21 protein-coding genes are annotated in these 26,842 nt (G+C 58.0%); 10 read left to right on the top strand and 11 right to left on the bottom strand.

Annotation, left to right across the window (positions count from 1 at the left end):
* From F451_RS26210 to F451_RS0121175, 3 genes are all read right to left on the bottom strand, one after another.
* A partial coding sequence (locus F451_RS26210) for an ATP-binding cassette domain-containing protein (RefSeq protein ID WP_156826584.1) occupies positions 1-422 on the bottom strand: 422 nt, incomplete at its 3' end.
* A 44-nt stretch (positions 423-466) separates the two neighbouring features.
* Positions 467-1,405, bottom strand: a complete 939-nt coding sequence (locus F451_RS0121180) for a sugar ABC transporter substrate-binding protein (RefSeq protein ID WP_020683423.1) — start codon at positions 1,403-1,405, stop codon at positions 467-469.
* A gap of 356 nt (positions 1,406-1,761) precedes the next feature.
* On the bottom strand, positions 1,762-2,823 hold the full coding sequence (locus tag F451_RS0121175; RefSeq protein WP_026291948.1) for a LacI family DNA-binding transcriptional regulator: 1,062 nt from the start codon (positions 2,821-2,823) through the stop codon (positions 1,762-1,764).
* 318 nt (positions 2,824-3,141) lie between these two features.
* Here F451_RS0121175 and F451_RS0121170 point away from each other — a divergent pair, with 318 nt between their 5' ends.
* The 3 genes from F451_RS0121170 to F451_RS0121160 all read left to right on the top strand — a co-directional run bounded on the left by F451_RS0121170 (position 3,142) and on the right by F451_RS0121160 (position 6,057).
* Positions 3,142-4,038, top strand: a complete 897-nt coding sequence (locus F451_RS0121170; protein WP_020683421.1) for a sugar phosphate isomerase/epimerase family protein — start codon at positions 3,142-3,144, stop codon at positions 4,036-4,038.
* A gap of 98 nt (positions 4,039-4,136) precedes the next feature.
* On the top strand, positions 4,137-5,147 hold the full coding sequence (gene iolG / locus F451_RS0121165; RefSeq protein ID WP_020683420.1) for a bifunctional inositol 2-dehydrogenase/D-chiro-inositol 1-dehydrogenase: 1,011 nt from the start codon (positions 4,137-4,139) through the stop codon (positions 5,145-5,147).
* A gap of 85 nt (positions 5,148-5,232) precedes the next feature.
* Positions 5,233-6,057, top strand: a complete 825-nt coding sequence (locus F451_RS0121160; RefSeq protein ID WP_020683419.1) for a TIM barrel protein — start codon at positions 5,233-5,235, stop codon at positions 6,055-6,057.
* 596 nt (positions 6,058-6,653) lie between these two features.
* Here F451_RS0121160 and F451_RS0121155 read toward each other — a convergent pair.
* Both F451_RS0121155 and F451_RS0121150 read right to left on the bottom strand, forming a co-directional pair.
* Entirely contained in the window at positions 6,654-7,343 is a 690-nt protein-coding gene (locus F451_RS0121155; RefSeq protein ID WP_020683418.1) for a winged helix-turn-helix transcriptional regulator, read from the bottom strand.
* 105 nt (positions 7,344-7,448) lie between these two features.
* Positions 7,449-7,820 carry a cupin domain-containing protein gene (locus F451_RS0121150; RefSeq protein WP_020683417.1) on the bottom strand — a complete coding sequence of 124 codons (372 nt, stop codon included), beginning with the start codon at positions 7,818-7,820 and terminating at the stop codon, positions 7,449-7,451.
* Positions 7,821-8,297: 477 nt separating this feature from the next.
* Here F451_RS0121150 and F451_RS0121145 point away from each other — a divergent pair, with 477 nt between their 5' ends.
* On the top strand, positions 8,298-9,620 hold the full coding sequence (locus tag F451_RS0121145; RefSeq protein ID WP_020683416.1) for a sigma-54-dependent Fis family transcriptional regulator: 1,323 nt from the start codon (positions 8,298-8,300) through the stop codon (positions 9,618-9,620).
* 215 nt (positions 9,621-9,835) lie between these two features.
* Positions 9,836-10,633, top strand: a complete 798-nt coding sequence (fabI, locus tag F451_RS0121140; RefSeq protein ID WP_020683415.1) for an enoyl-ACP reductase FabI — start codon at positions 9,836-9,838, stop codon at positions 10,631-10,633.
* A 76-nt stretch (positions 10,634-10,709) separates the two neighbouring features.
* Here fabI and F451_RS0121135 read toward each other — a convergent pair whose 3' ends face one another.
* Both F451_RS0121135 and F451_RS0121130 read right to left on the bottom strand, forming a co-directional pair.
* Positions 10,710-11,450 carry a sulfite exporter TauE/SafE family protein gene (locus F451_RS0121135; RefSeq protein WP_020683414.1) on the bottom strand — a complete coding sequence of 247 codons (741 nt, stop codon included), beginning with the start codon at positions 11,448-11,450 and terminating at the stop codon, positions 10,710-10,712.
* A gap of 367 nt (positions 11,451-11,817) precedes the next feature.
* Positions 11,818-13,056 carry a Zn-dependent hydrolase gene (locus F451_RS0121130; protein ID WP_026291946.1) on the bottom strand — a complete coding sequence of 413 codons (1,239 nt, stop codon included), beginning with the start codon at positions 13,054-13,056 and terminating at the stop codon, positions 11,818-11,820.
* Between the two features lie 763 nt (positions 13,057-13,819).
* Between F451_RS0121130 and F451_RS0121125 the strand changes: the two genes are divergently transcribed.
* A complete protein-coding gene (locus F451_RS0121125; protein ID WP_020683412.1) occupies positions 13,820-15,313 on the top strand; it encodes an aldehyde dehydrogenase in 1,494 nt (497 codons plus the stop codon).
* Positions 15,314-16,722: 1,409 nt separating this feature from the next.
* On the opposite strand, the gene F451_RS0121120 is transcribed toward F451_RS0121125, so the two are convergent.
* Positions 16,723-17,532: a response regulator transcription factor gene (locus F451_RS0121120; RefSeq protein WP_020683411.1), complete on the bottom strand. Its 810-nt coding sequence runs from the start codon at positions 17,530-17,532 to the stop codon at positions 16,723-16,725.
* Positions 17,533-17,800: 268 nt separating this feature from the next.
* On the opposite strand from F451_RS0121120, the gene F451_RS0121115 reads away from it, so the two are divergent.
* The 4 genes from F451_RS0121115 to F451_RS0121100 all read left to right on the top strand — a co-directional run bounded on the left by F451_RS0121115 (position 17,801) and on the right by F451_RS0121100 (position 23,711).
* Positions 17,801-19,192 carry an aminotransferase gene (locus tag F451_RS0121115; RefSeq protein ID WP_020683410.1) on the top strand — a complete coding sequence of 464 codons (1,392 nt, stop codon included), beginning with the start codon at positions 17,801-17,803 and terminating at the stop codon, positions 19,190-19,192.
* Between the two features lie 305 nt (positions 19,193-19,497).
* Positions 19,498-20,595 carry an agmatine deiminase gene (gene aguA / locus F451_RS0121110; RefSeq protein ID WP_020683409.1) on the top strand — a complete coding sequence of 366 codons (1,098 nt, stop codon included), beginning with the start codon at positions 19,498-19,500 and terminating at the stop codon, positions 20,593-20,595.
* Positions 20,596-20,728: 133 nt separating this feature from the next.
* Positions 20,729-22,213 carry a Na+/H+ antiporter NhaC family protein gene (locus tag F451_RS0121105; protein WP_240476528.1) on the top strand — a complete coding sequence of 495 codons (1,485 nt, stop codon included), beginning with the start codon at positions 20,729-20,731 and terminating at the stop codon, positions 22,211-22,213.
* Between the two features lie 238 nt (positions 22,214-22,451).
* Entirely contained in the window at positions 22,452-23,711 is a 1,260-nt protein-coding gene (locus tag F451_RS0121100; protein WP_020683407.1) for an MFS transporter, read from the top strand.
* A gap of 15 nt (positions 23,712-23,726) precedes the next feature.
* On the opposite strand, the gene F451_RS0121095 is transcribed toward F451_RS0121100, so the two are convergent.
* From F451_RS0121095 to F451_RS0121085, 3 genes are all read right to left on the bottom strand, one after another.
* The gene (locus F451_RS0121095) at positions 23,727-24,185 is read right to left on the bottom strand and encodes a methylglyoxal synthase (protein WP_020683406.1); all 459 of its coding nucleotides are present in this window, start codon (positions 24,183-24,185) and stop codon (positions 23,727-23,729) included.
* 40 nt (positions 24,186-24,225) lie between these two features.
* Positions 24,226-25,893, bottom strand: a complete 1,668-nt coding sequence (pgi, locus tag F451_RS0121090) for a glucose-6-phosphate isomerase (RefSeq protein ID WP_020683405.1) — start codon at positions 25,891-25,893, stop codon at positions 24,226-24,228.
* A gap of 204 nt (positions 25,894-26,097) precedes the next feature.
* Positions 26,098-26,658, bottom strand: coding sequence for a TMEM165/GDT1 family protein (locus F451_RS0121085; RefSeq protein WP_020683404.1), 561 nt, complete (start codon positions 26,656-26,658; stop codon positions 26,098-26,100).
* Between the last annotated feature and the right edge of the window lie 184 nt (positions 26,659-26,842).

The following is a 26,842-nucleotide window of genomic DNA, read 5'->3' as shown; positions in this document are numbered from 1 at the left end:
CGGTGCATCTTGGCGTGATCCACCAGCCCGAAGGCGTTGTGGGGTTCGCGCCGAATCCAGATGTTTTCCGCCACCGTCATGGAATTCATCAGCAAAAGCTCCTGATGAATCATGGCGATACCGGCTTCCTGTGCCGCCAGCGGGGTGGCCAGGTGTACGGCTTCACCGCGCAGCCGGATTTCACCGGCGTCGGGGTGGTAGATGCCGGCAATGATTTTCATCAGGGTTGATTTGCCGGCACCGTTTTCACCCATCAGAGCATGTACAGTGCCCGGGCGCACACGCAGCGAGACGTCGTCCAATGCCACTACGCCGGGAAACTCCTTGCGCGCGTTGACGACTTCAAGCACGTACTCGTACGGTTTTGTATGCGGCATGACGCTTTGGGGTGACACCGCATCTAGCTGTGATGGGCTAACCATATCCTAACCTCTCTGTGCTGCCAGATGTACTGGAACGATTGTTGTTATTTCAGGTAGTTGTTCAGGTTTTCCGGGGTGACCAGTTCAAACGGTACCCATATTTTCTTGTCGGTTTTTTCGCCCTTGGCCAGCCGGATAGCGGTATTCACAGCACCCGCACCCTGGCCGGTGGCGCTCTGATACACAGTGACATCCAGGTCGCCGGCTTTCATGGCGGCCAGTGCATCGGCGGTGGCATCAATACCGGCGACGATGACTGAGTCCATGCTGCGGCCGGACGCTTTCAGTGCCTGAATGGCGCCAATGGCCATTTCATCATTGTTGGCGATGACCGCATCAAACTCGGTGCCGGCGGCAATCCAGTTTGTCATCAGGTTGTTACCCTTGGTGCGATCCCATTCGGCGGTCTGCTCGGCGACGACTTCAAGGCCGGAACATTCCGGCGTGGCGATCACATCGTGGATGTCTTTGGTACGCTGAATGGCGGCCTGGTTGGACAGCTCGCCCATCATGACCAGAACCTTGCCCTTGCCGTTCATCAGGCGGCACACTTCCTGGGTCTGGTAGGTGCCGGACTCGACTTCATTTGAGGCAACAAAGGCCTGATTATCGGGTAGGGTGTCGATGTTGATGGGCTGGCGGTTGACGTAGATCAGCGGAATGCCGGCGGCGAGAGCGTCGTCGCTCATGGAAACCGTGGCGTCGGTGTCGACTGGGTTGACGATGATGGCATCGACCCCGGAAGCGATGAAATTCTGAATCTGGTTGAGCTGGGTACCGACTTCGTTCTTGGCGTCTTCGATCTGAACCTCGACACCTTCTTCTTCCGATTTTTTCTCGATACCGTTGCGCAGCGAAGTAAGGAAGTTATCGTCAAACAGTGCCATGGATACGCCGATCTTCAGGCTATCCGCCATAGCCATCGGGGAGGCGATAATGGCTGTGAGTGCGGCGCAAAGCAGTGCTTTCTTGGTGCTGATCATGACTTTCTCCTGATTGAACGTTAGCTTGGGGTGAATTGGAATATTCGTTCCAGCTGTTCATTTATATTTTTTATCGTTCAAGACCGTCTCACTACGACCCTGCTGTTTGCCTGAGCCTTGAGGAATGAGTCTTCGATCGTCTCATCCCTGACCCTCGTATCATGCAACAGCGAGTGTCTTGTGCCGTGCCTGCGGCCTCGAACACACCCTGATTCTATGAAATTTATATTCTGAATGGTAGTGTTAATGGAATAAATATTCTGTATTTGTTGTTCCAGACATTCCATTCCCGTATTGAAAGCTGCTTAATCCCATTAAAAACAGGTATTTATACGCTCCGGCCGGCGTCGAAAAGATCAGCAATTTTCCGCGTTGTATAGAATGAAGGGCAGGGACGGGGGCATTACAGAAGGCGATACAGGGCTATTCTCCCGCTGCTGCAGCGTCGCGATCATCTGGGTAATGGTATCGCCGGCAAGCTGGCGCAGTGGTGTTGCCACGACCAGGGTGACAACGCCGTCGATCAGCGCCTGACGGGCGTCGGGCGTCATTTCCTGAGTGATGACACACGGGGACTGGGCCAGCTGCGCTTCCCGGAGTGCCCGTATCACGCCTTCCATGCCACCGCTCGCCACATAGAGGCCACGAAGGTCTGGGTGCTGACTGATCAGTGTCTGAGTACCGCGATAGGCGATCTGGGCATCGTCCAGGCTCACCAGGTGCTCAAGCACCTCGATCTGCGGGGCATGTTCGCGGCAGTACGAACGAAAGCCCATTTCACGCAATTCATGGCCCACAAAGCGATGGCTGCCGACAAAGATGCCAACCTTGCCAGCCTGCTTTACCAGGTGTGCCATGGCCCAGCCGGCGCTACGCCCGACCTTGCGGTTATCAAGACCTATATACGGACGCCTGGGGTCTGTACCCAGTGGCGACAGGAGTGCGACCACGGCTACACCGCGGGCTTCGGCTTGTTCGATAGCCTGCAGAATAGCGGGGTGTTCATAGCAGACCAGTGCCAGCGCATCGCATGTTGCCGCCAGCCGTTCGATCTGGTGGGCAATGGCGTTTGGGCTGGCATCGTCAATAAATGCAAACTGGGCACCCTCGAGCAGCTGTGGCTGCAGTGTGCTGCGGTTATGCACGGCCTGTTCCAGTTGCTGGTGCAACTCTTTATAGAACGGCTGTTGCTCGCTTTGCAGCAGGAAGCCGAGGCTGTATGAGCGCGCTTGGCGGAGTTCGCTGGTATCCGTGGTGCGCACAGTGTCGACCGGGTAGCCCGTGGCTTTGGCGGCCTCCAGCACGCGTTGTGCGGTTTGGTCTTTGACCGGGGCGCGGTTATTCAGCACGCGGTCTACAGTAGAAACACTCAGGCCTGCGGCCTTTGCAACAGCGGTGATGGTGGGGCGGCTGGACATGGTGGTTGTGACCGTGATTGTGCTGATTTCGGTCCTCATCATGAAAGAAATGAAAGTTTCTGTCAAAATTGCATTCTCATGTTCTGCGGGGATTAAAGCTCCTTCTCAGTGTCTTGCCAGGGAAAAACCTGTCAGTGAGTGAAAGTCTTTCATTGCGTTGACAGAAATTCAGACATTTTTTCAGCCGACACCAATTGAAATAAATATTCTAAATAGTATAGTGACTGACATGTTTGTTCCGTTTGGCTTGTTGCAGGTAGCCCGCATTGAGAAGGTGCGGGTTTCAGGCCGGGTCACAAAGCTGATAGGTAAAATAATATGAAAATCGCCCTTGATCCTTACATGCACCGTCACCTGTCGCTGCCCGAGATTTGCCGCCTGACCGCTGAGCTGGGCTACGAGCATATCGAGCTGTCGCCACGGGCGGACTTTCTGCAGTGGTGGACCCGCCCGCGTGTGTATCCCGAGCGCATCCAGTCGTTAAAGAAAGCCATGAAGGATCACGGTGTGGGTCTGGCAACGCTGCAGCCGATGTACCGCTGGTCCAGCCCCTATCAGGATGAGTGGGAAGTGGCGATGGATAACTGGAAACGCACCATCGAGATCGCCGTTGAAATGGACGCCCCGTTGCTGATTTCCGAGTTCGGTCGCGGTGCTTCCCCCGAGCGCTCTGCCGCTGACCGCGAGGGTCGCCACACGCCCGAAGCCTGTGAAAACGCGTTCTGGCGTTCCATGGATGTGCTGGTGCCCATTCTGGAACGTGAAGGCCTGACACTGAGTGTCGAGCCGCATCCGGAAGACTGGGTTGAAACCATGGACCCTGCGGTCGAGATCATCAAGACCATTAATTCCGAGGCCGTGAAATGCTCGTACATTGCACCGCATTCGTTCTACTACGGCGATGACCTGGCTCAGACCATCCGTTCCACCAAGGATATTCTGGTACATGCCCGTGTCGCCGACACCTTCAATCACAAGGCATCGTCCAACCTGCGTTACATCGTCAATCCGCCGGGCTCGCAGGCACGGGTGCATCAGCATCTGGATATGGGCGAAGGCGAGATCGACTGGGATGTGTTCTTCAGCACCCTGGCTGAAATCGGCTTTGATGGCGTGCTGTCCAGCTGCGTATTTGCCTGGGAAGAACGCGCAGAAGCGTCATCGCGCTTCATGCGCGACGAAATGCAGCGCTACGTGGACAAGTATTTCAAGTAAAACCCAAGTTCCTCCTGTTATGCCCGCACGGATCCGAAGTCAGGCGTATCCGTGCGGTTAAAAAACAATATCAATAACTCAATAATGGCGACTGAAGCATGACTATTAATATCGGTGTAATTGGCACGGGTGCAATTGGTGAAGACCACGCCCGCAGAATCACTCAGACCCTGTCGGGTGGCAAAATCGTCGCCGTAAACGACGTCAACCAGGAGCAGGCCCGCGCGGTGGTCGATCGTCTGGGATTGGATGCCAAAGTGTATGAAAGTGGCCTGGACCTTATCAAGGCGAGCGATGTGGACGCCATCCTGGTCTGTTCCTGGGGGCCGACCCATGAAGAGTTCGTGCTGGCTGCCGTTGCCGCCGGCAAATATGTGTTCTGCGAAAAGCCGCTGGCTGTGACCGCCGAAGGCTGCCTGAACATCGTCAAGGCTGAAGTCGCTGCTGGCAAGCGCCTGGTGCAGGTGGGCTTTATGCGTCGTTATGACAAGGGCTACCAGATGCTCAAGCAGGCCATCGACAGCAATGAAATCGGCGAGCCGCTGATGATGCACTGCGCGCACCGCAACCCGACCGTGCCGGATCGTTACGTGACCAGCATGGCAATTGTCGATACCGCCATCCATGAGCTGGACGCACTGCGCTGGCTGCTGGATGACGATTACAAGTCGATGCAGGTGGTCTACCCAAGGCGCACCAAGAACCGTTTCGAGCACCTGGCTGACCCGCAGATTCTGCTGATCGAAACCCTCAAGGGGGTGCGTATCGACCTGGAAATCTTCGTCAACTGCCAGTATGGCTACGATATTCAGTGCTCGGTGGTGGGCGAAGAAGGCATTGCCAACCTGCCGGAACCCCAGAGCCTGCTGATGCGCAAGGGCGCCAAGCTCTACAACGAAGTGCTGATGGACTGGAAAGACCGCTTTATCGAGTCCTACGATATCGAGCTGCAGGATTTCATTCGCGGCTGCGAGAACGACGCCGTTGGCGGACCCAGCTCCTGGGATGGTTACGCCGCCGCCGTTGCTGCCGATGCCGCTGTAGCGGCGCAGGAAAGCGGGCAGGTTGAAGCCGTGGTGATGGTCGAGCGTCCGGCATTTTATAACTGAACCGTCACGCCAATTTTCCATTAATCCCTGTTCTCCCTCGGTCCCGGCCCGGAACCGAGGGAGAAATCTAGCCAGGACATGAGTCATGCAGCCAGTAAAATTTTCCCTCAATCACATGGTCGCTCCGTCCATGACTGCGTTCGAACTGTTGGACGCTGCCAAATCGCTGGGCCTGAAAGCGGTCGAACTGCGCAATGATGTACAGCAGAACAGTGTGACGGAACTGGAAAACGCCCGTGCCATTGGCGCTCGGGCCCAGGAACTGGATATTGAAATTCTCAGTATCAATGCGCTTTATCCATTCAATATATGGAATGAGGAGCGCGCTGAGGCGGCCGAGAAACTGGCACAGCTGGCCAGCGCCTGCGGTGCAAAGGGCCTGGTCATGTGCCCGCTGAACGACGCTAGTTACTGCGCAACAGCAGAGGAAAAAAGCGCAGGCCTGCGCGAGGCCCTCGCCGGAATCAAGCCGATTCTGGAAAAGTACAACCTCAAGGGGTTTGTCGAACCGCTGGGCTTCCCGATTTCATCGCTGCGCCTGAAGCAGCAAGCGGTTGCCGCGATCAAGGAGTTGAACGCAGAAGATCGTTTTGGCCTGGTGCATGATACCTTCCATCATCAGGGCGCAGGTGAAACCGAATTCTTCCCTCAGAATACCGGTCTGGTGCACATCTCCGGGGTGGAAGATCCGGCCATTTCTTTTGATGACATGCTGGATGCCCACCGTGTACTGGTGGGGCCCAAAGACCGTCTTGGCAACGTCGGCCAGATCAGGGCGCTGCTTGAGGGTGGCTACACCGGCTACATCTCCTTCGAACCTTTCTCGAGCGAGATCACCGAGCTGGCCGAACCCATGGTCGCGCTGGAACAGAGTATCCGCTACATCAGCCAGCGGCTGGATGCGGCCTGATCCCTATTGGACCCGTCCTCTGCTCACGTTTGGAAAGGGTCACGTTTGACCGGGTCACGCTTGACCGGGTGGATGTGCAGCGCTAGTGGCTAAACTTAAAAGGCGATGAGTGAATTCATCGCCCTTTTTATTGGACATTTTTTACAGTGTGTTGGCTGCCAGAGGGCGTTTTCGGCACGGGGCGGAAAACGATGAATTGAAATAACGTCGCGTAAAGTCGTGAGTGACGCGATACCGGTGCCTTGGCGTTAAATACGAGCTCTAACAGGCGATCGCATTAAACCGGTTCGTGGAAATATAAACCTGGCCTGAATATAGGTTCATTCATGTCTCTATTTATGCCTCTATTCGTGGATTAGGTACCTATCACTGTGCCACCATCGGTGGATGTATCGCCGTTTACAGGAGCTCGCGCCGCGGGCGAATAGGGCTTGGGCGAGCACTCGACTCGCCCGAAGACCGGGCTCCCACAGGTTTTCGGCACCGCTGCGGTCGACGATGTATTTGTCAGCCGGGTTAATAAGTATACTGTCCCAGGAATTGCGGAGTTTAATACCGGTGTCTTAGCATTAAACGCTGGCTTTAGCTTTGTTATTTCATGGCTGAAACGGCTGAGGATTCTCAGTGGTAAACGAGCTTATACCAAGCCAGCCCTTCAACGATTTTAGATAGACAGGGTGCGCAACGACTTTCACCGATCCATTATCAATCGCTTTATGTATATCAATTTCACCATACCAGACCCGGGTCAACGCTTTGGTCGTGGCCGTGATATACACATCGACATCGAAACCCAGATCCTGAGAGCACTCTTGGGCGACATTATCACGGACATAAATGTGATACTTGGCGTGAGGTTCCGCGTCGGTCAGATGGAGTTGGATGACAGTATCGCCGGAGGGAAGTTGGTCTGTGTTGATGCCGCCGGTAATATCTCTGACCAGGCTGGGAGCGGCATTCGGCTTATCGGTCATGCCCTCGCTGGCATGACACATCCCCCACCGCCCGAGTTCATTAAGAATGGGGGCAAGTGCTTTTCCTGAAGGCGTGAGGTGGTACTCGTAGCGGCCAGCAGTGGCGCTGGGTTTGCGAAAGACGATGCCCTTTTCCTCAAGGAAACGCAGGCGGTTTCGCAACAAGGATGGCGAGAGATTGGGAATATATTTCTGTATCTCAGAATATCGTGTAGAACCAAAAAACAACTCTCTTATGATCTGCAAAGTCCATTTTTCACAGAGAACAGACGTTGCCATGGAAATAGGGCATGCTTCGCCGTAATCAAGCATATCTCTGACGCCTTTTTTGAATTTTACTTTTTACTCAAGCAAAACCACGCCGCTCCTAAAATTGTTCGCATTTCAGCGCCTGGTTAGGCACCTGTTTAACTACGCCTAATCCCGGTCCCACACTATATTGTTCTTGGACCGGTCAAAATAAGGAGCAAACACGGAAAGCGCTGCGAAACGTTCCCCTTCCTCGAGTATTGGGCCGTGGAGTGTGTTTTGTGGAATAAATACCAGATCTCCTTTGCTCACCTTCTTTACTTCGTGACCCACTTTAAAGTCAACGTTGCCCTCAATGATAACGAGTATCTCGTCGTGGTGCTTCTGAGTATGAAGCGCATTTCCACTGTCACGAACTATTCCGACATTTGCAGTTAAATGCTTGCCATCAAAAACGAAAGTTCTTTTGATGGGATCGTTTTTGGTCGACTCATCGGTGTCGAGCGATTCAACGATCTGATTGAGGTTGTTAAAATACATCACTCTAGTATCCTCCTGAGGCTGTTGTTGGGGTGACTAACAGTCTGTTAATAAGGTCTTGAGCCTCATAATATTTATTGTAAAGTATACCTTTGCTCAATCAGCCGTTTTTAATGGCTTTATCTGATCTACCTCTCGTTTGAGTCTTGTACAAAGGCGATGTAATTTCCAGTATTCAAGCGAGGGCCGCCTGGATGGTGTTAGCGTTGTTGCCCGTTGTCGGTCCACAGGATGCACTGTCCGCGTCGGGGTGATTACCGGCTCCGTGCCCCGTCGCCGTGCTCCTGACGCAGCCGCTCACATGCTACCAATGTTCAAGGCCGCACACGCCGGTCTACAAGCGAAGCGGTCTATACTCAATACGTGTTTCATCCCGGGCCACCGTGGGTGCCGGGTACTCTTATCAAGTGACTCGCCACAATCAGGACGTAAGAGGTCGCAGTAACCCACTGCCGGGCCCCAGGGCCAGGAGGGAGTATGACCAGCAAGTCTGCTTTCGTAGCAGAACCCAGATCTGCCGGCGTTGAACTCACGCCGGGTGCGCTTCGCCTGCAGAACGAGATTTTTCGTGGCAGCGGCGGAGTCAGCGAGGAAAACCGTAACCAGGGTTTCAGGCCCGCATTCTATGACATGGAAACCGGCCAGGTGTACCCGTCCTGTTTTGCCAGTGGATTGCCGGCAAATATGCATCTGCTCGATGGATTGCCTCCTGAACTGGTACTGGCCAGGCACGACAGTGGCCGGGTCACTGCGGTCAAGGCCGGTGTTGTCGCCGGCTTTATGCGTCACGGCCAGTTTTTTACCCGCACCCAGGCGGCGCTTGCCACTAAATACATGCGCGATCCGTCACGCTTGCTCAGCAATCCACAGCATCATAACCGCCTGCTGGATGTCTGGGAGCGCTTCATGCTGGGGCAGGACTATTCCGACGAGGTGATTCGGCCGGTGGTGGAGGAGTCCTGGCGCCGCTGTTTTGCATCCAGGCTTGATCCGCACCTCGACAATGCGCCGCTGGCAGCCGACGTTGATCAGGTGGAATATCGTCGTTACCGCCAGGCGGATCTTCGGGATGCCGCCTTTCCGGTGTTACAGCGTGCATCGCAGTTGCTGTCCAGTACCAGCAGCGTGATTCTGCTGGCGGATGAGAACGGTTTTATCCTCGATGTGGCCGGGGAGCGGCACACCCGCATGGTGGCGCAGGAGGTGAACCTGACGCCCGGCGGGCTCTGGAGCGAGACGGCGGTGGGTACCAATGCCATCGGTACGGCGCTGGCGGCCGGCGAGGCGATCCAGCTGTACGGGGCGGAGCATTTTTGTAGCGGGATCAAGCGTTTTACCTGCTCCGCCGATGTCATCCACGACCCCCACGATGGACGTGTGATCGGCGCTGTAGACCTGTCGGGCCTTACGGAAACCTATCAAAGCCATGCACTGGATTTCGCCATGAGTGCCGCCGAGCTCATCGAGGCGAACCTCGCGATTGCCTATTTCAAAACGCGCGAGCAGGTACTGACGGCAACCCGGCCGCTGTTTCGACGCTGGAAAGGTCAGGGGCTGCTGGCGTTTGATCGGCGCGGACGCCTGGTGCGTGCCAATGCGGTGGCGCACCGGCTGGTACAACCGCTCGGTGCGGGGCTGGAACTGAGTCCGCAGACCCGCCTGGAAGCGCTGGACCTGGATGATGACAGTCTGAGTGCCGCCGACATGCCTGCCTGGCTGGGCGCGCAACTGCAACAGCCCATTGTGCAGCGTGAGCGCAGAATCGGAACCCTGTTCGTGCTGGATGCCGACACGAAATAAACAGCGGCAAGGTGCCCGGTAAAGCTCCGGTAAAGTCCCTGTGAGATTCTTTTGCATTGAAGCAGGGGTACCGCTGTGCAAGGGGTAACGGTGGCCCGATTGATCTGCATCAGTGACGGTGCGATCCTTGCACGCAAAGTGTTGCCCGGGCTCAGGCCGGGGCGCAGAATCGCGACGGCCGTCACGGCCCGTATGAAGCAGAAATGGAGCAGGGGATGGAACAGGGGATGGAACAGGGAAAGGGATTGGCAATCGACCTTAACGGCAAAAAGGGCATTGTGCTGGGCGTGGCGAACGATCACAGCATTGCGTTCGGTTGTGCCACAGCGCTGCGTGAAGCCGGTGCCGAGTTGTGCATCAGCTATCAGAATGAAAAGGCGCGTCCCCATGTGGCGCCGTTGGCGCAGCGACTGGAGGCCAGCATTTTTCAGGTATGTGATGTATCCCATCCAGATGAGCTGGAACGGCTGTTCAAGTCGGCCCAGGAGCGCTGGGGCAGCATCGACTTTGTGGTGCACTCCATCGCCTGGTCGCCGCTGGATGAATTGCATGGCAGGCTGCTGGACTCGTCTGCACAGGGCTTTGCGCGGGCCATGGACATTTCCTGTCACTCCTTCATTCGCGCAGCACGCCTTGCAGAAGCGCTGATGCCGGCGGGGGGCACGCTGCTGACCATGAGCTACTACGGTGCGGAAAAAGTGGTCGATAACTACAACATGATGGGGCCGATCAAGGCCGCGCTGGAAAGCTCCGTGCGTTATCTGGCCGCGGAGCTCGGCGGGAAAAATATCCGTGTGCATGCGCTCTCGCCGGGGCCCATGCCCACGCGCGCAGCCTTCGGCATTGCCGAATTCGATCGCCTGATGGACAGCGCAGTGGCCCGCGCACCCTTGCACCGGCTTGGCACGCCACGGGATGTGGGCACCATGGCTGCGTTTCTGGTCAGTAGCCTGGGCGCCAACCTTACCGGCAGCACGGTGTATGTCGATGCGGGTGACAACATCATGCTGTAACCGCTGCATAGCGGCGGTACCGGTGCCGCCAGTACGGCGTTTGCTGTGTAATCAGGCCGCTATCTCAACGGTGCTGCTATTTCAGCAGGAACACCAGCGTCATCACCAAGCCCACCGCAATCACGATCGCACGCACGACAGCGACCGGCAGCGCGCGGGCGATGCCGGCGCCGCTATAGCCGCCCAGTGTTGCGGCGATCATCATGATTAGCGCCTCGGGCCACTCGACAATACCGGCAATGGCGAAGGCTGCCACGGAAATGGACGACAGCACGAACGACAGCAGGTTCTTCAGGCCGTTCATCAGGTTGAGTTCCTGCATGCCGGCGGCGGCGAACTGCGCCAGCAGCATGATACCCAGGCCACCATTGAAATAGCCGCCGTAAACCGCAACCGCCAGCAATCCGGGAGCCATGGGGAGCGGCTGGCCCGAGCGTCGCATGAGTGACATCAGGCGGTTGCCAAAGGCAAACAGCAAGGTTGCGCCCAGCAGCAAAAACGGTACGGCGATATCGAACACCGCCGCGGGTGTAATCAGCAGCAGCAGGGCGCCAGTGATGCCGCCGGCCAGCCCCAGCAGGCTGAGGCGCACCAGCATGGCGCGATCAAGTGTTTTCAGCTCCCGCTTGAAGCCCAGGGTTCCACCCAGATAGCCGGGCAGTACCGCCACGGCGCTGGTGGCGTTGGCAGCAATCGGGGGAATGCCGGCGTAGACAAGTGCCGGGAACGTCAGAAAGCTGCCGCCACCGGCGATGGTGTTGAGCACACCGGCGAGGTAGCCGGCCAGAATCAGCAGGAGGTAATCGATGGGCGTCATGACCGGGCTTCCTTGAGCGGCAGGGGCAGCGGTCGATAGCCTAACCGCAGTGACGCTGCGGCGCAATTGGCAACCGGGTCAAAATGGAAACAGCTTCCAAAAAATGGATTTGAAAGGCCGCCTAGAAAGGTGACGCACGTTACGGGCGTCGTCCTGGCGATCAGCGGCAGGGTTGGGGGACGCGATGCACCAGGTCGAACGGTAGGCGTCTTCGGCGCCTACGATGGGCTGCGCCGCCCAATATCCGCAGCTAACCGACAGTGAAGTAGCAGAGCGGCTCCTGCCATCCTGCGCAGCCGCAGGGCGATAGTCGCGAGCCCTTTGACGGGATTCACCCAGGGCATGCATTTCAGTTCACTGCCGCGAATCAGGCGTTCTGCGCTTCGTTTTTCATCACCTCGTACAAAATTCGGGCGCCACGGCCAATCTGCTCCGGCGTCGAGTATTCGCTTTCGTTGTGGCTGATACCACCGACGGAGGGTACGAAGATCATCGAAGTCGGGGCTACCGCGCTGATATTCACGGCATCATGGCCAGCGCCGCTGGTCATGCGGCGGTAGCTGCAGCCGCTGCTCGCCACGGCCTGCTCCACCGCATCAACACAGGCGGCGTCAAATACGGTGGGTGGGGAATCCCAGATGCATTCAAGCGTGACTTCAACGCCGGCATCGGTGGCGATGCGATCGATCAGGCTGCGGGCGTGCTGTTCCATGGCCTCCAGGCCATCGAGGCTGGCGTTGCGCAGGTCCAGGGTAAAGTTCAGATCTCCCGGAATGACGTTGCGCGAGCCCTTGGGAATGTCGAGTTCACCGATGGTGCAGCGGCCATCTTCCTCCGCCCGGTCGGCGGCCATCTCGATGAGGGCGCTAATCATGCGGGCCGTCGCGCCCAGGGCGTCACGGCGGTAGCTCATGGGAGTGGGGCCGGCGTGGGCACAAACCCCCTTGACCGTCACATCGTACCAGCGCATGCCGAGCACGCCGGTGACCACACCGATATCCTCTTTTTCGCGCTCCAGCACCGGGCCCTGCTCGATATGCAGCTCGAAAAACTTGCCGAACGTGCACGCACCGACCTCAAGATCACCGTCGTAGCCAATGGCCTGCAGCGCATCGCCCAGGCGAATGCCCTGGGCATCGGTCTGATTCAGTGCGTAGTCCAGGCTGAATTTGCCGCTATAAACACCGGAGGCCACCATGGCCGGGGCAAAACGGGAGCCTTCCTCGTTGGTCCAGATCACCACTTCCACGGGGCGGCGGGTCTGAATAGCCTCATCGTTCAGGGCACGGATGACTTCCAGCCCCGCCAGGCAGCCGTAGATACCATCAAACTTGCCGCCGGTAGGCTGGGTGTCCAGGTGGCTGCCGGTGCTGATCGGCAGGGCGTCGGGGTCGGTGCCCGGGCGGCGGGCGTAGATGTTGCCAATGCGGTCAATCCGGATATCACAGCCGGCATCAAGGCACCAGCGCACAAAAAGGTCGCGACCCTGGCGATCCAGTTCGGTCAGGGCAAGGCGGCAGCAGCCGCCGGCGTCGGTGGCACCGATCTCGCCCATTTCCATCAGGCTGTTCCAGAGTCGCTGGGTATTTATAGGGTGTTCGGACATCGACGGCCTCCCGGTTGTTATTAGCTGATACATTCGTGGCTGAATGCGCTGTAAAACAAGCGCGTTATGGATAGGCAATGTATATAACAAGGCTGCGGCGTCGATATACCCACTGGGGGATAGTCATGCAGTAACCATGACGCAAAAAAAGGCCGCCAGATGGCGGCCTGAAGCTTAATGGAAATGCTACAAACAGGGTAATGAGTGCACCCGAAAGGCCGTGGTCTTCGCGCAATATAAAGGCAGTGCGGCACCCTTGTTGCGTTTTAACCAGTCGACACCGCGTTTCTGGTTTGCCCAGGGGCTCCAGCGAACAATCAGAATAGTAACGGGTATTCGGATTGCCTATTGAACCGCGGAACGCTGCCGGGTGTGGGGTAAAGTATTCCACGGTGGGGGTTCGGTACCATACCCCTTCGGGGATAGTGCCGGCGATATTTGTGTGGCTCTGCCTGATGCGCTGTTATTACTAACCCGGAGGGTTAATAGGTGAAACATCCCTGTTTCACCATTGGCCGCAGGCCAATGCGAACGCCACAGAAATCAGCATGTCCACGCACCTGCGCCCGTTTCTGTGGCGTGACGTACAAATAGGCAGTGAACCTATTTGTACGCGAGGTTAATAGCCTGGCGGACAACCCATTGAGTTCATAACGCAGGATATACCCCTCGCGGGATATACATCCGCGCCAGTGTCGTGCGTAAACTGGTCATCATTCTTTTTACCAACACTCTTCACAATAACCTGAGAACGGGAACGACAATGGCGAAAAAGAGCTATGACGACTGGAAGGCGCAGGCTGCGGGCCTCGCTTTCTGCAATCAGGCCTGGATCGATGGACAATTTGTTCCGGCGATCAGTGGCGAGACGTTCGACTGCATCAACCCGGCTACCGAACAGACGCTGACTCAAGTGGCCGCCTGCGACAGTGCCGATGTGGATGCCGCCGTCAGCAGTGCCCGTGCCGCCTTCGCGCGGGGGGACTGGTCCGAGCGTTCGCCCGCGCAGCGCAAGCAGGTACTGCTCAAGCTCGCCGACCTGATCGAGCAGCATCAGGACGAGCTGGCATTGCTCGACACCCTGGATATGGGCAAGTCTATCCGCGAATCCACCGGTATGGATTTGCCCTCCAGCATTGACTGCTGGCGCTGGACCGCGGAAGCCGTGGACAAAATCTACGGTGAAATTGCCCCCACCGGCAACGATGCCCTGGCGCTGATGAGCCGCGAACCCATCGGCGTGATTGGTGCCATCGTGCCATGGAATTATCCGTTGATGATGGCGACCTGGAAGCTGGCGCCGGCGTTGGCGGCGGGTAATTCGGTGGTGCTGAAGCCGTCGGAGAAATCCCCCCTCAGCGTGCTGCGCCTTGCCCAGCTCGCCCAGCAGGCCGGTCTGCCCGATGGCGTCCTGAACGTCCTGCCGGGTTACGGACATACCGCCGGCAAGGCGCTGGCGCTGCACATGGATGTGGATGTGCTGGTGTTCACCGGCTCCACGAGGGTAGCGGGCATGCTGATGGAATACGCCGGCCAGTCCAATCTCAAGCGCGTCTGGCTCGAAGCCGGCGGCAAGTCACCCAATATCGTGTTTGATGACTGCGAAGACATTGCAGAGGCCGCGGCTAACGCGGCGGCGGCGATTTACTCCAATCAGGGCGAGGTTTGCATCGCGGCATCGCGCCTGTATGTGCAAAAGGGTATCAAGGGGGCGTTTCTCGATGCGCTCGTCGAGGCGGCCAGGGCCTACGAGCCCGGCGATCCGCTGGATCCGGCGACCACCATGGGACCGCTGGTGGATGCCGCCCAGTTGAAGAGCGTGAACCGCTATATCGTATCGGGCCTGGAGGAGGGTGGCACCCTGTTGCTGGGCGGCACGCGGGCGCATCGCCCCGGCGAGGGCTTTTATGCCCAGCCGACTCTGATCAGCGATGCCCACAACGGCATGACATTTGTCCGCGAGGAAATCTTTGGCCCGGTGCTGGCGCTGTGCGAGTTTGAGACCGAAGAGCAAGCGGTGCAACTGGCCAATGACAGCGTCTACGGCCTGGGCGCCTGTGTCTGGACCTCGAACCTCAAACGCGCCCACCGCGTGAGCCGCAGAATTCAGAGCGGCATGGTGTGGGTCAATGGCTGGGGCGATGGTGACCAGACCGTGGCCTTTGGCGGTGTGAAAGGCTCGGGCAACGGCCGCGACAAGTCGCTGCATGCGCTGGAAAAATATACCGAGCTGAAAACCGTGTGGTTCCGGCTGTAATACCGATCCGGCTTTACATTGAAAAGGGGCGCTGCCGTCGGGCAGTGCCCCTTTTTTATGTGGTGTTGCTCCGGGAGTCATTTCGAACCGCAGGCCGGGGTCGCTCAACAACGAGGTCGCTGTCTGATGGGCTTCGCTTCGCTGCGCCACATCCTGCCCGAAGGTAGTCATCCGGCTTTTGGCAGGTTGGGCGCCGCCCAACAACGAGGCCGTAGCCTGATGGGCTTCGCTGCGCTGCGCCACATCCTACCCGGAGGTAGTCATCCGGCCTTTGGCAGGTTAGGCGCCGCCCAACAACGAGATCGTAGCCCGATGGGCTTCGCTTCGCTGCGCCACATGCTACCCGGAGGTAGTCATCCGGCCTTTGGCAGGTTGGGCGCCGCCCAGCAACGAGATCGTTGCCCGATGGGCTTCGCTGCGTTGCGCTAGATCCTACCCGGAGGTAGTCATCCGGCTTTTGGCAGGTTGGGCGCCGCCCAACAATGAGGTCGTAGCCTGATGGGCTTCGCTTCGCTGTGCCACATCCTACCAGGAGGTAGTCATCCGGCTTTTGGCAGGTTGGGCGCCGCCCAACAACGAGATCGTAGCCCGATGGGCTTCGCTGCGCTGCGCCACAGCCTACCCGGAGGTAGTCATCCGGCTTTGGGTAGGTTGGGCGCAGCCCAACAATGAGGTCGTAGCCTGATGGGCTTCGCTGCGCTGCGCCACATCCTACCCGGAGGTAGTCATCCGGCTTTTGGCGGGTTGGGCACTGCCCAACAATGAGGTGGTAGCCTGATGGGCTTCACTGCGCTGTGCCACATCCTACCCGGAGGTAGTCATCCGGCTTTGGGTAGGTTGGGCGCAGCCCAACAATGAGGTCGTAGCCCGATGGGCTTCGCTGCGCTGCGCCACATCCTGCCCGGAGGTAGTCATCCGGCTTTTGGCAGGTTGGGCGCCGCCCAACAATGAGGTGGTAGCCTGATGGGCTTCGCTGCGTTGCGCTAGATCCTACCCGGAGGTAGTCATCCGGCTTTTGGCAGGTTGGGCGCCGCCAAACAACGAGGTCGTAGCCCGATGGGCTTCGCTGCGCTGCGCCACATCCTACCCGGAGGTAGTCATCCGGCCTTGGGTAGGTTGGACGCCGCCCAACAACGAGGTCGTAGCCCGATGGGCTTCGCTGCGCTGCGCCACATCCTACCCGAAGGTAGTCATCCGGCCTTGGGTAGGTTGGACGCCGCCCAACAATGAGATCGTAGCCCGATGGGCTTCGCTGCGCTGCGCCATATCCTGCCGGGAGGTAGTCATCCGGCCTTCGGCAGCTTGGGCACAGTCCAGCAATGAGGTGGTAGCCTGATGGGCTTCGCTTCGCTTCGCTGCGCCACATCCTGCCAGGAGGGGGTCATTGATGGGCTGTTGTGTAACGGGCTTCAGTTTCCCGCCAGGCTGGTCAGGTGGCCGAGGAACATCGAGAACAGCTCCGACTGTGTCGAGGTATTGAGCCTTGCGTGGATGTTCTTGCGGTGCACCTTCACGGTGCCGGCGCTGATATCCAGCAGGTCGGCGATGGCCTTGGATGAGTGCCCCTTGAGAATGAGCCCGGTGATTTCCTGCTCGCGTTTGGTGAGAACACCACTGCCGAAGGTCGAGAGTGCATAGTCCATGGCATCGCGGGATTCTTCATTGTGTATGTAATTCGATGACTGGGCCAGCCAGAATTGGTGCACCAGCGCGCTTATCACCGGAAAGATCTGGTTCAGGGTGTTTCGTTCGGCCCGGGTAATGGAGCCCAGGCTGGATTTTCGCCCGAGCGACAGCGTAAAGCTGACGTCATTTTCCAGTGGGATTACCAGAATGATTTCGTCCACCAGGTCAAATTCGTGATAGCAGCTGCGGTAGTACTCGCTGCTCTCAAAGCTGTCCGGTGCTATTTCCCGTAGCCGGTAAACGCCGCCCGCAAGCCCCGTTTGCATGGCGTTGAACAGTGGGTCCAGCAGGTAGAGCTGATTAACGTACAGGTTCAGTGTCGGTGCCATTCGCTGCGGGTGATTGCTCAGCACCACGATCGGTTTGAAGGCATGCTTGTAGGTGGCGATCAGCAGGGTGTCGAAGCTGACCAGGTGCAGCAGGCAGTCGTTCAGTACCTCGGGGAAATTGCGCATCCTTATGTGGTCAATCAGCCGTGCCAGGTCCCTGTGCCAGCTTTGTGAGGGTGAAATGCCAAGGCCGACTTTATTCATTCTGCGTAAGCCAGAGTCGTGATTAATGGGTTATTAGTGCCAACTGTAGCACAGGATGTGATTTTTGGGTCAGGCTTAAGCATTTGAAAGTCATTAGGTTATTGCCCGTTGTGGCGATCATTTTACCGAAAATGGCCACGGCTATCCCCTCGGGGGTATAGATGGTGTTTTAGCGCTGATAGTACTTTATGGAAATGGATCGAATCGATGGCGGCAGCGCCATTCGGGCTAACCCTATAACAACGCAGAATACCGCGAGGCAATTCGCATGGCACATGACATTAATAAATTGTGGGAACAGGATAAGGCACACTTTATCCACCCGTTTACCGACTTCTCGGTTTTCGACAAAGAAGGCTGCGATATTATCACCGAAAGTCACGGCGAATATGTTTTCGATGGAAAGGGTAATAAATACCTCGACGGCATTGCCGGGCTTTGGTGCGTAAATATCGGCCATGGTCGCCGCGAAATGGGCCAGGTGATGGCCGAGCAGGCGGAGCGCATGGCGTATTATTCGCCCTTTAATAACCTGTCCAATGTGCCGGCAATCGAGTTGTCCACCAAGCTTGCAGAGCTGGCGCCCTCGAATCTGAACCATGTCTTTTACAGCTGCGGTGGCTCGGTGGCGAACGATACAACCATTCGTATCGTGCATTACTATTTCAACCAGCTGGGCCAGACAGACAAGAAAATCATTATCTCGCGCAATAACGGTTACCACGGCACCACCTATGTGTCCGCAACGTTGACCGGCATCGAAAGCAACAACTGGGGCTTTGATACCACCGACCAATTCGTGCATCACGTCAAGGAGGCCAACTGCTACCGTCGTCCGGCCGGCATGTCCGAAGCCGAATACTGCGACTACCTGGTGGAGGACTTTGAGAGCAGCATCAAGGCGCTGGGGGGGAAAGAGAAGGTTGCAGCCTTTATTGCCGAGCCGATCATGGGCGCCGGTGGCGTGCTGGTGGCTCCCGAGGGGTATCACCGTCGCATCTATGATGTCTGCAAGAAATACGGAATGCTCTACATCTCCGATGAGGTGGTGACTGCATTTGGGCGTTTGGGCCACTTTTTCGCCTCCGAAGCGGTATTCGGTATTCAGCCGGACATTATCAATTGCGCCAAGGGTCTCACCTCCGGCTATATTCCGCTGGGCGCAACCCTGCTAAGCGATGAGATATACGCCGTGATCAGCAAGCCGCAGCGCGACGGTGCCGTGTTCAGTACCGGGTTTACCTATTCCGGGCACCCGGTGGCCTGTGCCGCGGCGCTGAAAAACATCGAGATCATGGAGCGCGAGAACATCTGCGCCAATGTGCAGGACGTAGGGCCTTACCTTGAAGCACAGCTGAAAACACTGCTGGACCTGCCCATCGTGGGCGATGTGCGCGGCAGCCATTTCATGATGTGCATTGAAAGTGTCGCCGACAAGAACACCAAGGCCCTGTTGCCGATGGAAGCCAATGTCGGCAAGCGCATCGCCGAACAATGTCAGAAGCGCGGCCTGATCGTACGCCCCATTGCGCACCTGAACGTGTTGTCGCCGCCGCTGATCTGGAATCGTGAGACGGTGGATCTTGTGGTGGGCATTTTGCGTCAGAGCATTCTGGCTACCCTCGAGTCACTGATCGACGACGGCCATTACCAGGCGTGAGAGCCTGGTCCTTTGCCGGCTGGGCGCGTGTTCGCCCGGCTTGCCGGAGCCTGTCGGGCTTAGCCGATCGTAGCGAGGGAAAGTCCGTTTTGAGTCAGCTTTTGAGTTCTTTTGCGGCGAATAGTGGTTCTATTTAACACTTGGAACGAAGTGGAAAGAACCGCTTTAGCGGGGTCGCAGACCGAGGAGCCTGCGACGAGTAAAAAAGAGGTCAATAAATGGCCAAAATCGGCTTTTTCACAGTAGATCAGTGTTAAGTCCGAAAGGCTCCTATATCTATAGTCAAAGAAAACAGGTTGCCTGCGATGAGTGACACGAACGAAAACCTCAGCCCCAAAGCACTGGGGTTCCGAATGCCGGGCGAGTTTGAGCCCCATGATGCCTGCTGGATGCTCTGGCCCCAGCGCGGTGATGTCTGGCGCCTGGGTGCCAAACCCGCGCAACGGGCTTTCGCGGCCGTGGCCCAGGCCATTGCCCGCAGTGAAACGGTGTTTGTGGGGGTAAATGATGGCCAGTACGAAAACGCCAGGGCCATGCTGGCGCCCGAGGTGAGGGTGATTGAAATCAGTTCCAACGACGCCTGGATGCGCGACATGGGGCCGAGTTTCGTCATCAATGATGCCGGCGAGCGGGCCGGTATCGACTGGCAGTTCAATGCCTGGGGCGGCCTGAATGGCGGCCTTTATTTCCCCTGGGACAAGGACGATCGGGTTGCCCGCAAGGTGTGCGAAATCAATGGCGACCGGCGCTTTCGGGCACCGTTTGTGCTGGAAGGCGGCGCCATCCATGTGGATGGTGAGGGCACCCTGCTGACCACCGAGGAATGCCTGCTGAACGCGAACCGCAATCCGCACCTCAGCCGTGAACAGATTGAGGCGCAGCTGGGCGACTACCTTAATGTCTCGAAGGTGATCTGGCTGGATCGGGGCACCTTCAACGACGAAACCAACGGCCATGTCGACAATATTGCCTGCTTCGTCAGGCCTGGCGTGGTGGCACTGCACTGGTGCGACGACCCCGCCGATCCGCAGTATGAGATTTCCCGTGCCGCGCTGGAAGTGCTGAGTCAGGCCACTGATGCCAAGGGTCGCAGACTCGAAGTGCACAAGCTGCCGCAGCCGGGGCCGCTGTACATGAGCGCCGACGAAGCTGTGGGCGTCGACCTGTGCGCCGACAGCCATCCGCGCACCGAGGGCGAGCGCATGGCCGGGTCCTATATCAATTTCTATATCGGCAATTCGGTGGTGGTGTTCCCGCTGCTGGATCCGGCCCGGGATGGCCAGGCCCGTGAAATCCTGCAGGGGCTGTTCCCCGAGCGGGAAGTCATTGGCATCGATGCGCGGGAAATTCTGCTGGGCGGCGGCAATATCCACTGCATCACGCAGCAGCAACCAAGGGCCTGAAGCAGGCCTGACAGGCTGTAAATTTTTCCATCGTTGCAATAAGTCGGCAGCAGATCCCGGGGGAGACTCCCGATGCCGGGGTCTGGCGTCGCGTTCCCGTTGCGGCGAAAAACAAGTATAACGAGGGACACAGATGACGACTTCAACTGACGCGACTATGAACCCGAGCGCTTCGCGATCGAATCACTCCTTTGTCGTGGGCGCTGCTGCGCTCGCCGTGATCGGCTTTGCGCTGTACTGCTTTCAGACCTACGGCGTCGATGCCAATTTTGGCATGCTAAGCCTGCTGCCGACCGGCGTGGTGATCGCCACCGCGCTCTACACCAAGCGCACGATTGAATCGCTGTTTATTGGCGTACTGGTGGGGCTGGTCATGACCAACTCGGTGGCGGACTTTATCCCGGCGCTGGGGGGCACCTTTCTCGATGTGTTCATGAACGAGACGGTGGCCTGGATCTTTATTGCCTGCGGCCTGATGGGCAGCATGATTGCCCTGGTGACCATGGGCGGCGGCGCCGAAGCCTTCGGCCGCTGGCTGACCACCAGGGTGCACACGAAAAAGGGCACGCTGTTCTCTACCATGGCCCTGGGCCTGGTGATCTTTATCGATGACTATCTCAATGCGCTGACCATCGGGTCATCAATGCGCAAGGCCACCGACAGGGTCAAAACCTCGCGGGAATTCCTCGCCTACGTGGTGGATTCCACGGCGGCACCGGTGTGTATTATCCTGCCGTTCTCCACCTGGGCTGTGTTCTTTTCCGGCCTGCTGGAAGACAACAAGGTGGCCGAAAAGGGCGCCGGCATCGACCTCTTTATCAGCTCCATTCCCTACATGCTCTATGCCTGGGTCTGCCTGGCAGTGGTGATGCTGGCGATCAGTGGCAAGCTGCCACTGCTGGGCAGGATGAAGGCGGCGGAGCAGCGCGCTGAAAGTACCGGCGCGGTGGTAAGCGACGCCGACAGTGCGCACAACGTTGAACTGGAGGCCGGGGTAGAAAAATCCCACACGCTGAATTTCTTCGTGCCCATCGCCTCGCTGATCTTCTTCACCTGGTATTTCGACATCGACATCATGTCCGGCGCCATGGCGTCGATCTTCGTGACCCTGGCATTCTTTGGCGTGCAGCGCCTGCTGAGTGTCGGGCAGATGTTCGACGGTATCCTCAAGGGCTTTGTTGGCATGATCATGCCACTGGGCACGCTGTTCTGCGGTTTCATGCTGGCCGAAGTCAACGATGCCCTGGGCACCACCGAATACGTGATCAATGCGACCACGAGCTTCATGACGTCGGAAATGCTGCCCATGGTGGCCTTCGTGGTGATGGCGGCGCTGGCCTTTGCCACGGCGTCTTTCTGGGGCATCTTCGTGGTGGGCATGCCGATCATCCTGCCGCTGGCACTGGCGGTCAACGCCGATATACCACTGGTGGTTGGCGCGATGATCTCGGCGTCTGCCTTTGGTTCCCATGCCTGCTTTTACGGTGACTCCACGGTACTGTCGGCCAAGGCGTGCGGTATCAGCCCCATGAGCCACGCCATCACCCAGCTGCCCTATGCATTGCTGGGTGGCGTGATCTCGGCGTTTGGCTTCCTGGCGCTGGGCATCATGCTCTGAGCGGGGTTTAACGCGGTATTTATCCATTTAACGCCCGGGCATTGCTGCCCGGGCTTTTCGTTTGTGCGCGTTTTTTTCTGGAAGTTAACGGCCAATGATCAGGGTCGCTCCTGGTTCAGGTGGCGCCTTGCGGTTTTTAATGAAGGATCTCTCTGGCGACTTTGTGCCGAACGGGCGAAGATAGCAACGCACCGCTTTGGTGCTGCGCCTTCCAACGATGACCAGGGATGACTGATCGATGGGTCCTATTCGGCAACTGACCGCACTGCTGGCCAGTTATGGATTGCTGTTACTGGCTAACGGCATGTTTACCACCTTGCTCAGTCTGCGCACACGGCTGGAGGGCTTTCCCACCGAGCTGATCGGTCTGGTTATGGGCAGTTACTTCATCGGCCTCTTCCTGGGCGCCCGGTACGGTGCTGGAGTGGTCAACCAGGTAGGTCACATCCGTGCCTTTGGCGTCTTTGCCTCGCTGATTTCCATTACACCGCTGGTGCATATGCTGGTGGTCTCGCCGACACTCTGGTTTGTGCTGCGACTGATCGCCGGTTTCAGCATGGCGGGGCTGATTGTGGTGACTGAGAGTTGGCTTAACGCCAGGGCGGAAGACCATAACCGCGGCGCGGTGCTGTCGATTTACATGATCGTCAATTACCTGGGGGCGGGCTCTGCGCAGTTGCTGCTGATGCTGGATGATCCGGGGGGATACCGGCTCTTTCTGCTGGCGTCGATTACTTTTTCGGCCTCGCTGATTCCGGTGCTGCTGACCCGTACCGCCGCACCGTTGCCGGAGCCGCCCGGGCCATTGCGCATTTCACCGGTACTCAAGACATCGCCGGTGGGCTTTTTTGGCGCTATGGCGGCGGGGCTGATCAATGCATCTTTCTATACCATGGGGCCGCTGTCGGCGCAGGATGCCGGGCTCACGGCGGATCAGATAGCGCTCTTTCTGGCCTTTGGCATTCTGGGTGGTCTGGTGCTGCAGATACCGCTGGGGCGTCTGTCGGATCGCATCGAGCGACGCAAGGTCATTGCCATGGCTTCCATCGGCACCACGCTGTGCTGTGGGGCGCTGGCCTGGCTGGTGATGCGGGAAGTGGACGTAAAGTGGCTGCTGCTGGGCAGTTTCAGCTATGGCTGTCTGGCCTTTACACTGTATTCGCTGGCAGGCGCCCACGCCAATGACTGGGGCGATCCGGGGCGGCGCATGCAGACTGCCGGTGCCTTGCTGGCGGGATTTGGTATCGGTGCGATTGTCGGGCCTCTGCTCAGCGGTACCTTCATGTCAGCGCTGGGGCCGTCGGGGCTGTTCGTGTTTAATGGTGCGATCGCGTTGCTGCTGGCGCTTTTCAGCCTCTACCACAGTACACGCCGGGGAGCAGCGCAAAGCAAACCCCCCTTTGTGCCGCAGCCGGGATCGCAGTACAGCTCGGATGAGTTGTATCGTGCGGTGCAGGAGGAAAGCGAGCAGGAAGCAGAAGATCGTCGGCAGCCCTGAGGGCTGCCGACAGGGTCAGCTCGTACGTTGCTGGATGTAAGCGTTGTAGTCTGGCACCCGGTAGTCGTGGCTCTGGTTCATCAGCGCGGAGCCGATGACAAAGTCCGCCGTGCTGCGATTGCAGGCCACGGGGACGTTCCACACCGCGGCGATACGCAGCAATGCCTTGACATCCGGGTCATGGGGCATGGGCTCGAACGGGTCCCAGAAGAAGATCACCATGTCGATCTGCTGATCCACCAGCATGGCGCCGATTTGCTGATCGCCGCCCAGTGGGCCGCTGATCAGCTTGTTGAGCGGCAGCTGCAGCTCCCGTTCCAGCAAGTGTCCCGTCGTACCGGTGGCGTAAAGCTTGTGCCGGCTCAGTTGCGCCAGATTCTGCCGCGACCAGTCAATCAGCTCCTGCTTCATGTTGTCATGGGCAATCAGCGCGATGCGCTTGTCGGCCGGCATCTGAATCACTTTGTGCTGCATCGGATCTCCTTGCGAGCGTGACACGGGCTGAGGCGAAGCCTCAGAGCCCTGCATCTTTGGCTGTCTGGCGACGCTGTGCGTTGAAGTAATCGATCAGGTGGCGCGTCGAGCTGTCATGCTTGTCTGAAACCGGGCCGCCGGTCAGTTCGGGCAGTATTTGCTTGGCCAGAGTCTTGCCGAGCTCTACGCCCCACTGGTCAAAGGAGCAGATGTTCCAGATCACGCCCTGCACAAAAATCTTGTGCTCGTAGAGTGCAATGAGTGCGCCCAGGGTGCGGGGATCCAGCCGCTCCAGCAGCAGGGTGTTGGTCGGCCGATCGCCCGGATGCACCTTGTGCGGGACCAGGGCATCGATCTCTTCGGGCGTCATGCCCTTGCCTTCGAGGTCCCGGCGCACTTCTTCCGGGCTGATGCCGTTCATCAGCGCTTCGGTCTGGGCGAAGAAGTTGGCCATCAGGTTTTCATGGTGGCCGCGTACCGGGGTGCTGCTCTCGATGGAACCGATAAAGTCGGCCGGTACCACGGTGTTGCTCTGGTGCAGATACTGGTAGAAAGCGTGCTGGCCGTCGATACCCAGGGAGCCCCAGATAATGGAGCCGGTGCTGTAGGGGACCGGCTTGCCGTTGCGGTCTACCGACTTGCCGTTACTTTCCATCTCGGCCTGCTGCAGGTAAGAGGCAAAGCGGGCCAGGGGCCAGTCGTAGGGCAGAATGGCCTGGGACTGTCGACCCAGGAAGGTGCTGTTCCACAGGCCGATCAGTGCCAGCAGTACCGGGGCGTTCTTCTCCAGTGGCGAATCGCGGAAATGAATGTCCATCTCGTGGGCGCCGGTGAGCAGTTCTTCAAACTGCTTGAAGCCCAGGCACAGCGCGATAGGCAGGCCGATAACGGACCACAGGGAGTAGCGCCCGCCGACCCAGTCCCACATCTGGAAGGTGTTTTCCGGCTTGATCCCAAAGGCCTTGACCGCCTCATGGTTGCTGGAAACGGCCACGAAGTGGCTGCCGACTGCGCGCTCGTCAAAGGCGGAGGACATCAGCCAGTTGCGGGCCGTCTGGGCGTTGGTCATGGTTTCGCTGGTGGTGAAAGTCTTGGACGCCACCACGAACATCACGCGCTCGGGGTTGAGCGGACGCAGCACGTTGGCGATCTCGACACCATCGACGTTGGATACAAAGTGGACCTTGATGCGGTCATCGGCGTAGCGGCGCAGCGCCTGGGTCACCATGCGCGGGCCCAGGTCAGAGCCGCCGACACCGATGTTGACCACGTCGGTGATGCGCTTGCCGGAGTAGCCACGCCAGTCGCCCTTGCGAACCGAGTCGACGAAGGCTTTCATGCGCCCCAGTTCGTGGTTGACCGCTTCCATGACATTCTTGCCGTCGAGGTATACCGGGGTGTTGGTACGGTTACGCAGTGCGGTGTGCAGAACGGCACGGTTTTCGGTGGAGTTGATGCGGTCGCCATGGAACATGCGTTCGCGCCAGTTTTCAACACCGGCTTCCTTGGCCAGGTCTAGCAGGCCCTTGAGCGTTTCATCGGTGACCGGGTTCTTGGAGAAATCCAGCAGAATGTTCTGCACCTGCAGCGAATACTTCTCGTAGCGGTTCTGATCCTGAGCGAAGAGGTCGCGCAGGTGGATGTTACGGATATCGTCAGCGTGCTGTTTCAGAAATTGCCAAGCGTCAGAATCTGAGATGTTGGGCATCTCTGGCTCCTTTATTATGGTTACCGATCAACAGTCGTAGACCAGGATGAATCTTAGTTGTGTTAATTTACGTAAATTTTGTGAAATAACAAGTCTTTTAGGGCTTGCTATCGTTTATTTTTGTTTTGTTTTATATTTTTACGTAAATTATTGCCCAGGCGCGGGGTCTCGCACCTGAGCCGGATGCCCGGAAGGACGCTGCGCCTACTGTACAAGTATGGCTGCGATACCCAGACCTGCAAACAGCATGCAGGCACCGCGACGGGCCCAGACCAGTGGCATGCGCTCCATCAGCCAGGCACCTGCATAGACCACCGGAACATTGGCCAGCATCATGCCCAGCGTCGTGCCGACGATCACCCAGAGAGTCGCGTCGTCAAAGCGTGCCGCAAGAATAACGGTGGCAATCTGGGTTTTGTCGCCGATTTCAGCGATGAAAAACAGCACGCAGGTGGCGATGAAGGCGCCAAAACGCAGGACACCGGCATCGTCGTCATCTTCCTTGTCCGGAATCAGCACCCAGAGGCCCACGGCAATAAAGCTCACGCCAATGATGATGGGCAGCCAGGTGGCGGGTATCCAGTCGGCGATCCAGGCGCCGAGCCAGGCGGAGAGGGCATGATTGAGCAGCGTCGCGAGCAGAATGCCGGCGATGATGGCGTTGCGCTGCGTAAAGCGCGCAGCGAGGAAAAGCGACAGGAGTTGTGTTTTATCGCCGATTTCGGCAATGGCGACGGCTGAGGCAGAGGATAGCAGGGCTTCCATAGGGCAATATTCCTGGGCGGGCTTTAATGAATACACCAAGACACAGCAAGCCGGCCCGCCAGGAGCAGCTTGTCGTGTCTCAGGTCTCATCAATCCCGCAGGACGTCACTGCCATGAGCATGAGGCTCAAGTATGTTGACAGCGACTCTGGTCGACGAGGTCGACCGGAAGATTACTCCCCCAA

The organism is Marinobacterium rhizophilum DSM 18822 (assembly GCF_000378045.1).
Lineage (GTDB): Bacteria > Pseudomonadota > Gammaproteobacteria > Pseudomonadales > Balneatricaceae > Marinobacterium_A > Marinobacterium_A rhizophilum.
Note: the sequence above shows the minus strand (reverse complement) of the source record. Positions and strands in the feature narration are given on the sequence as shown.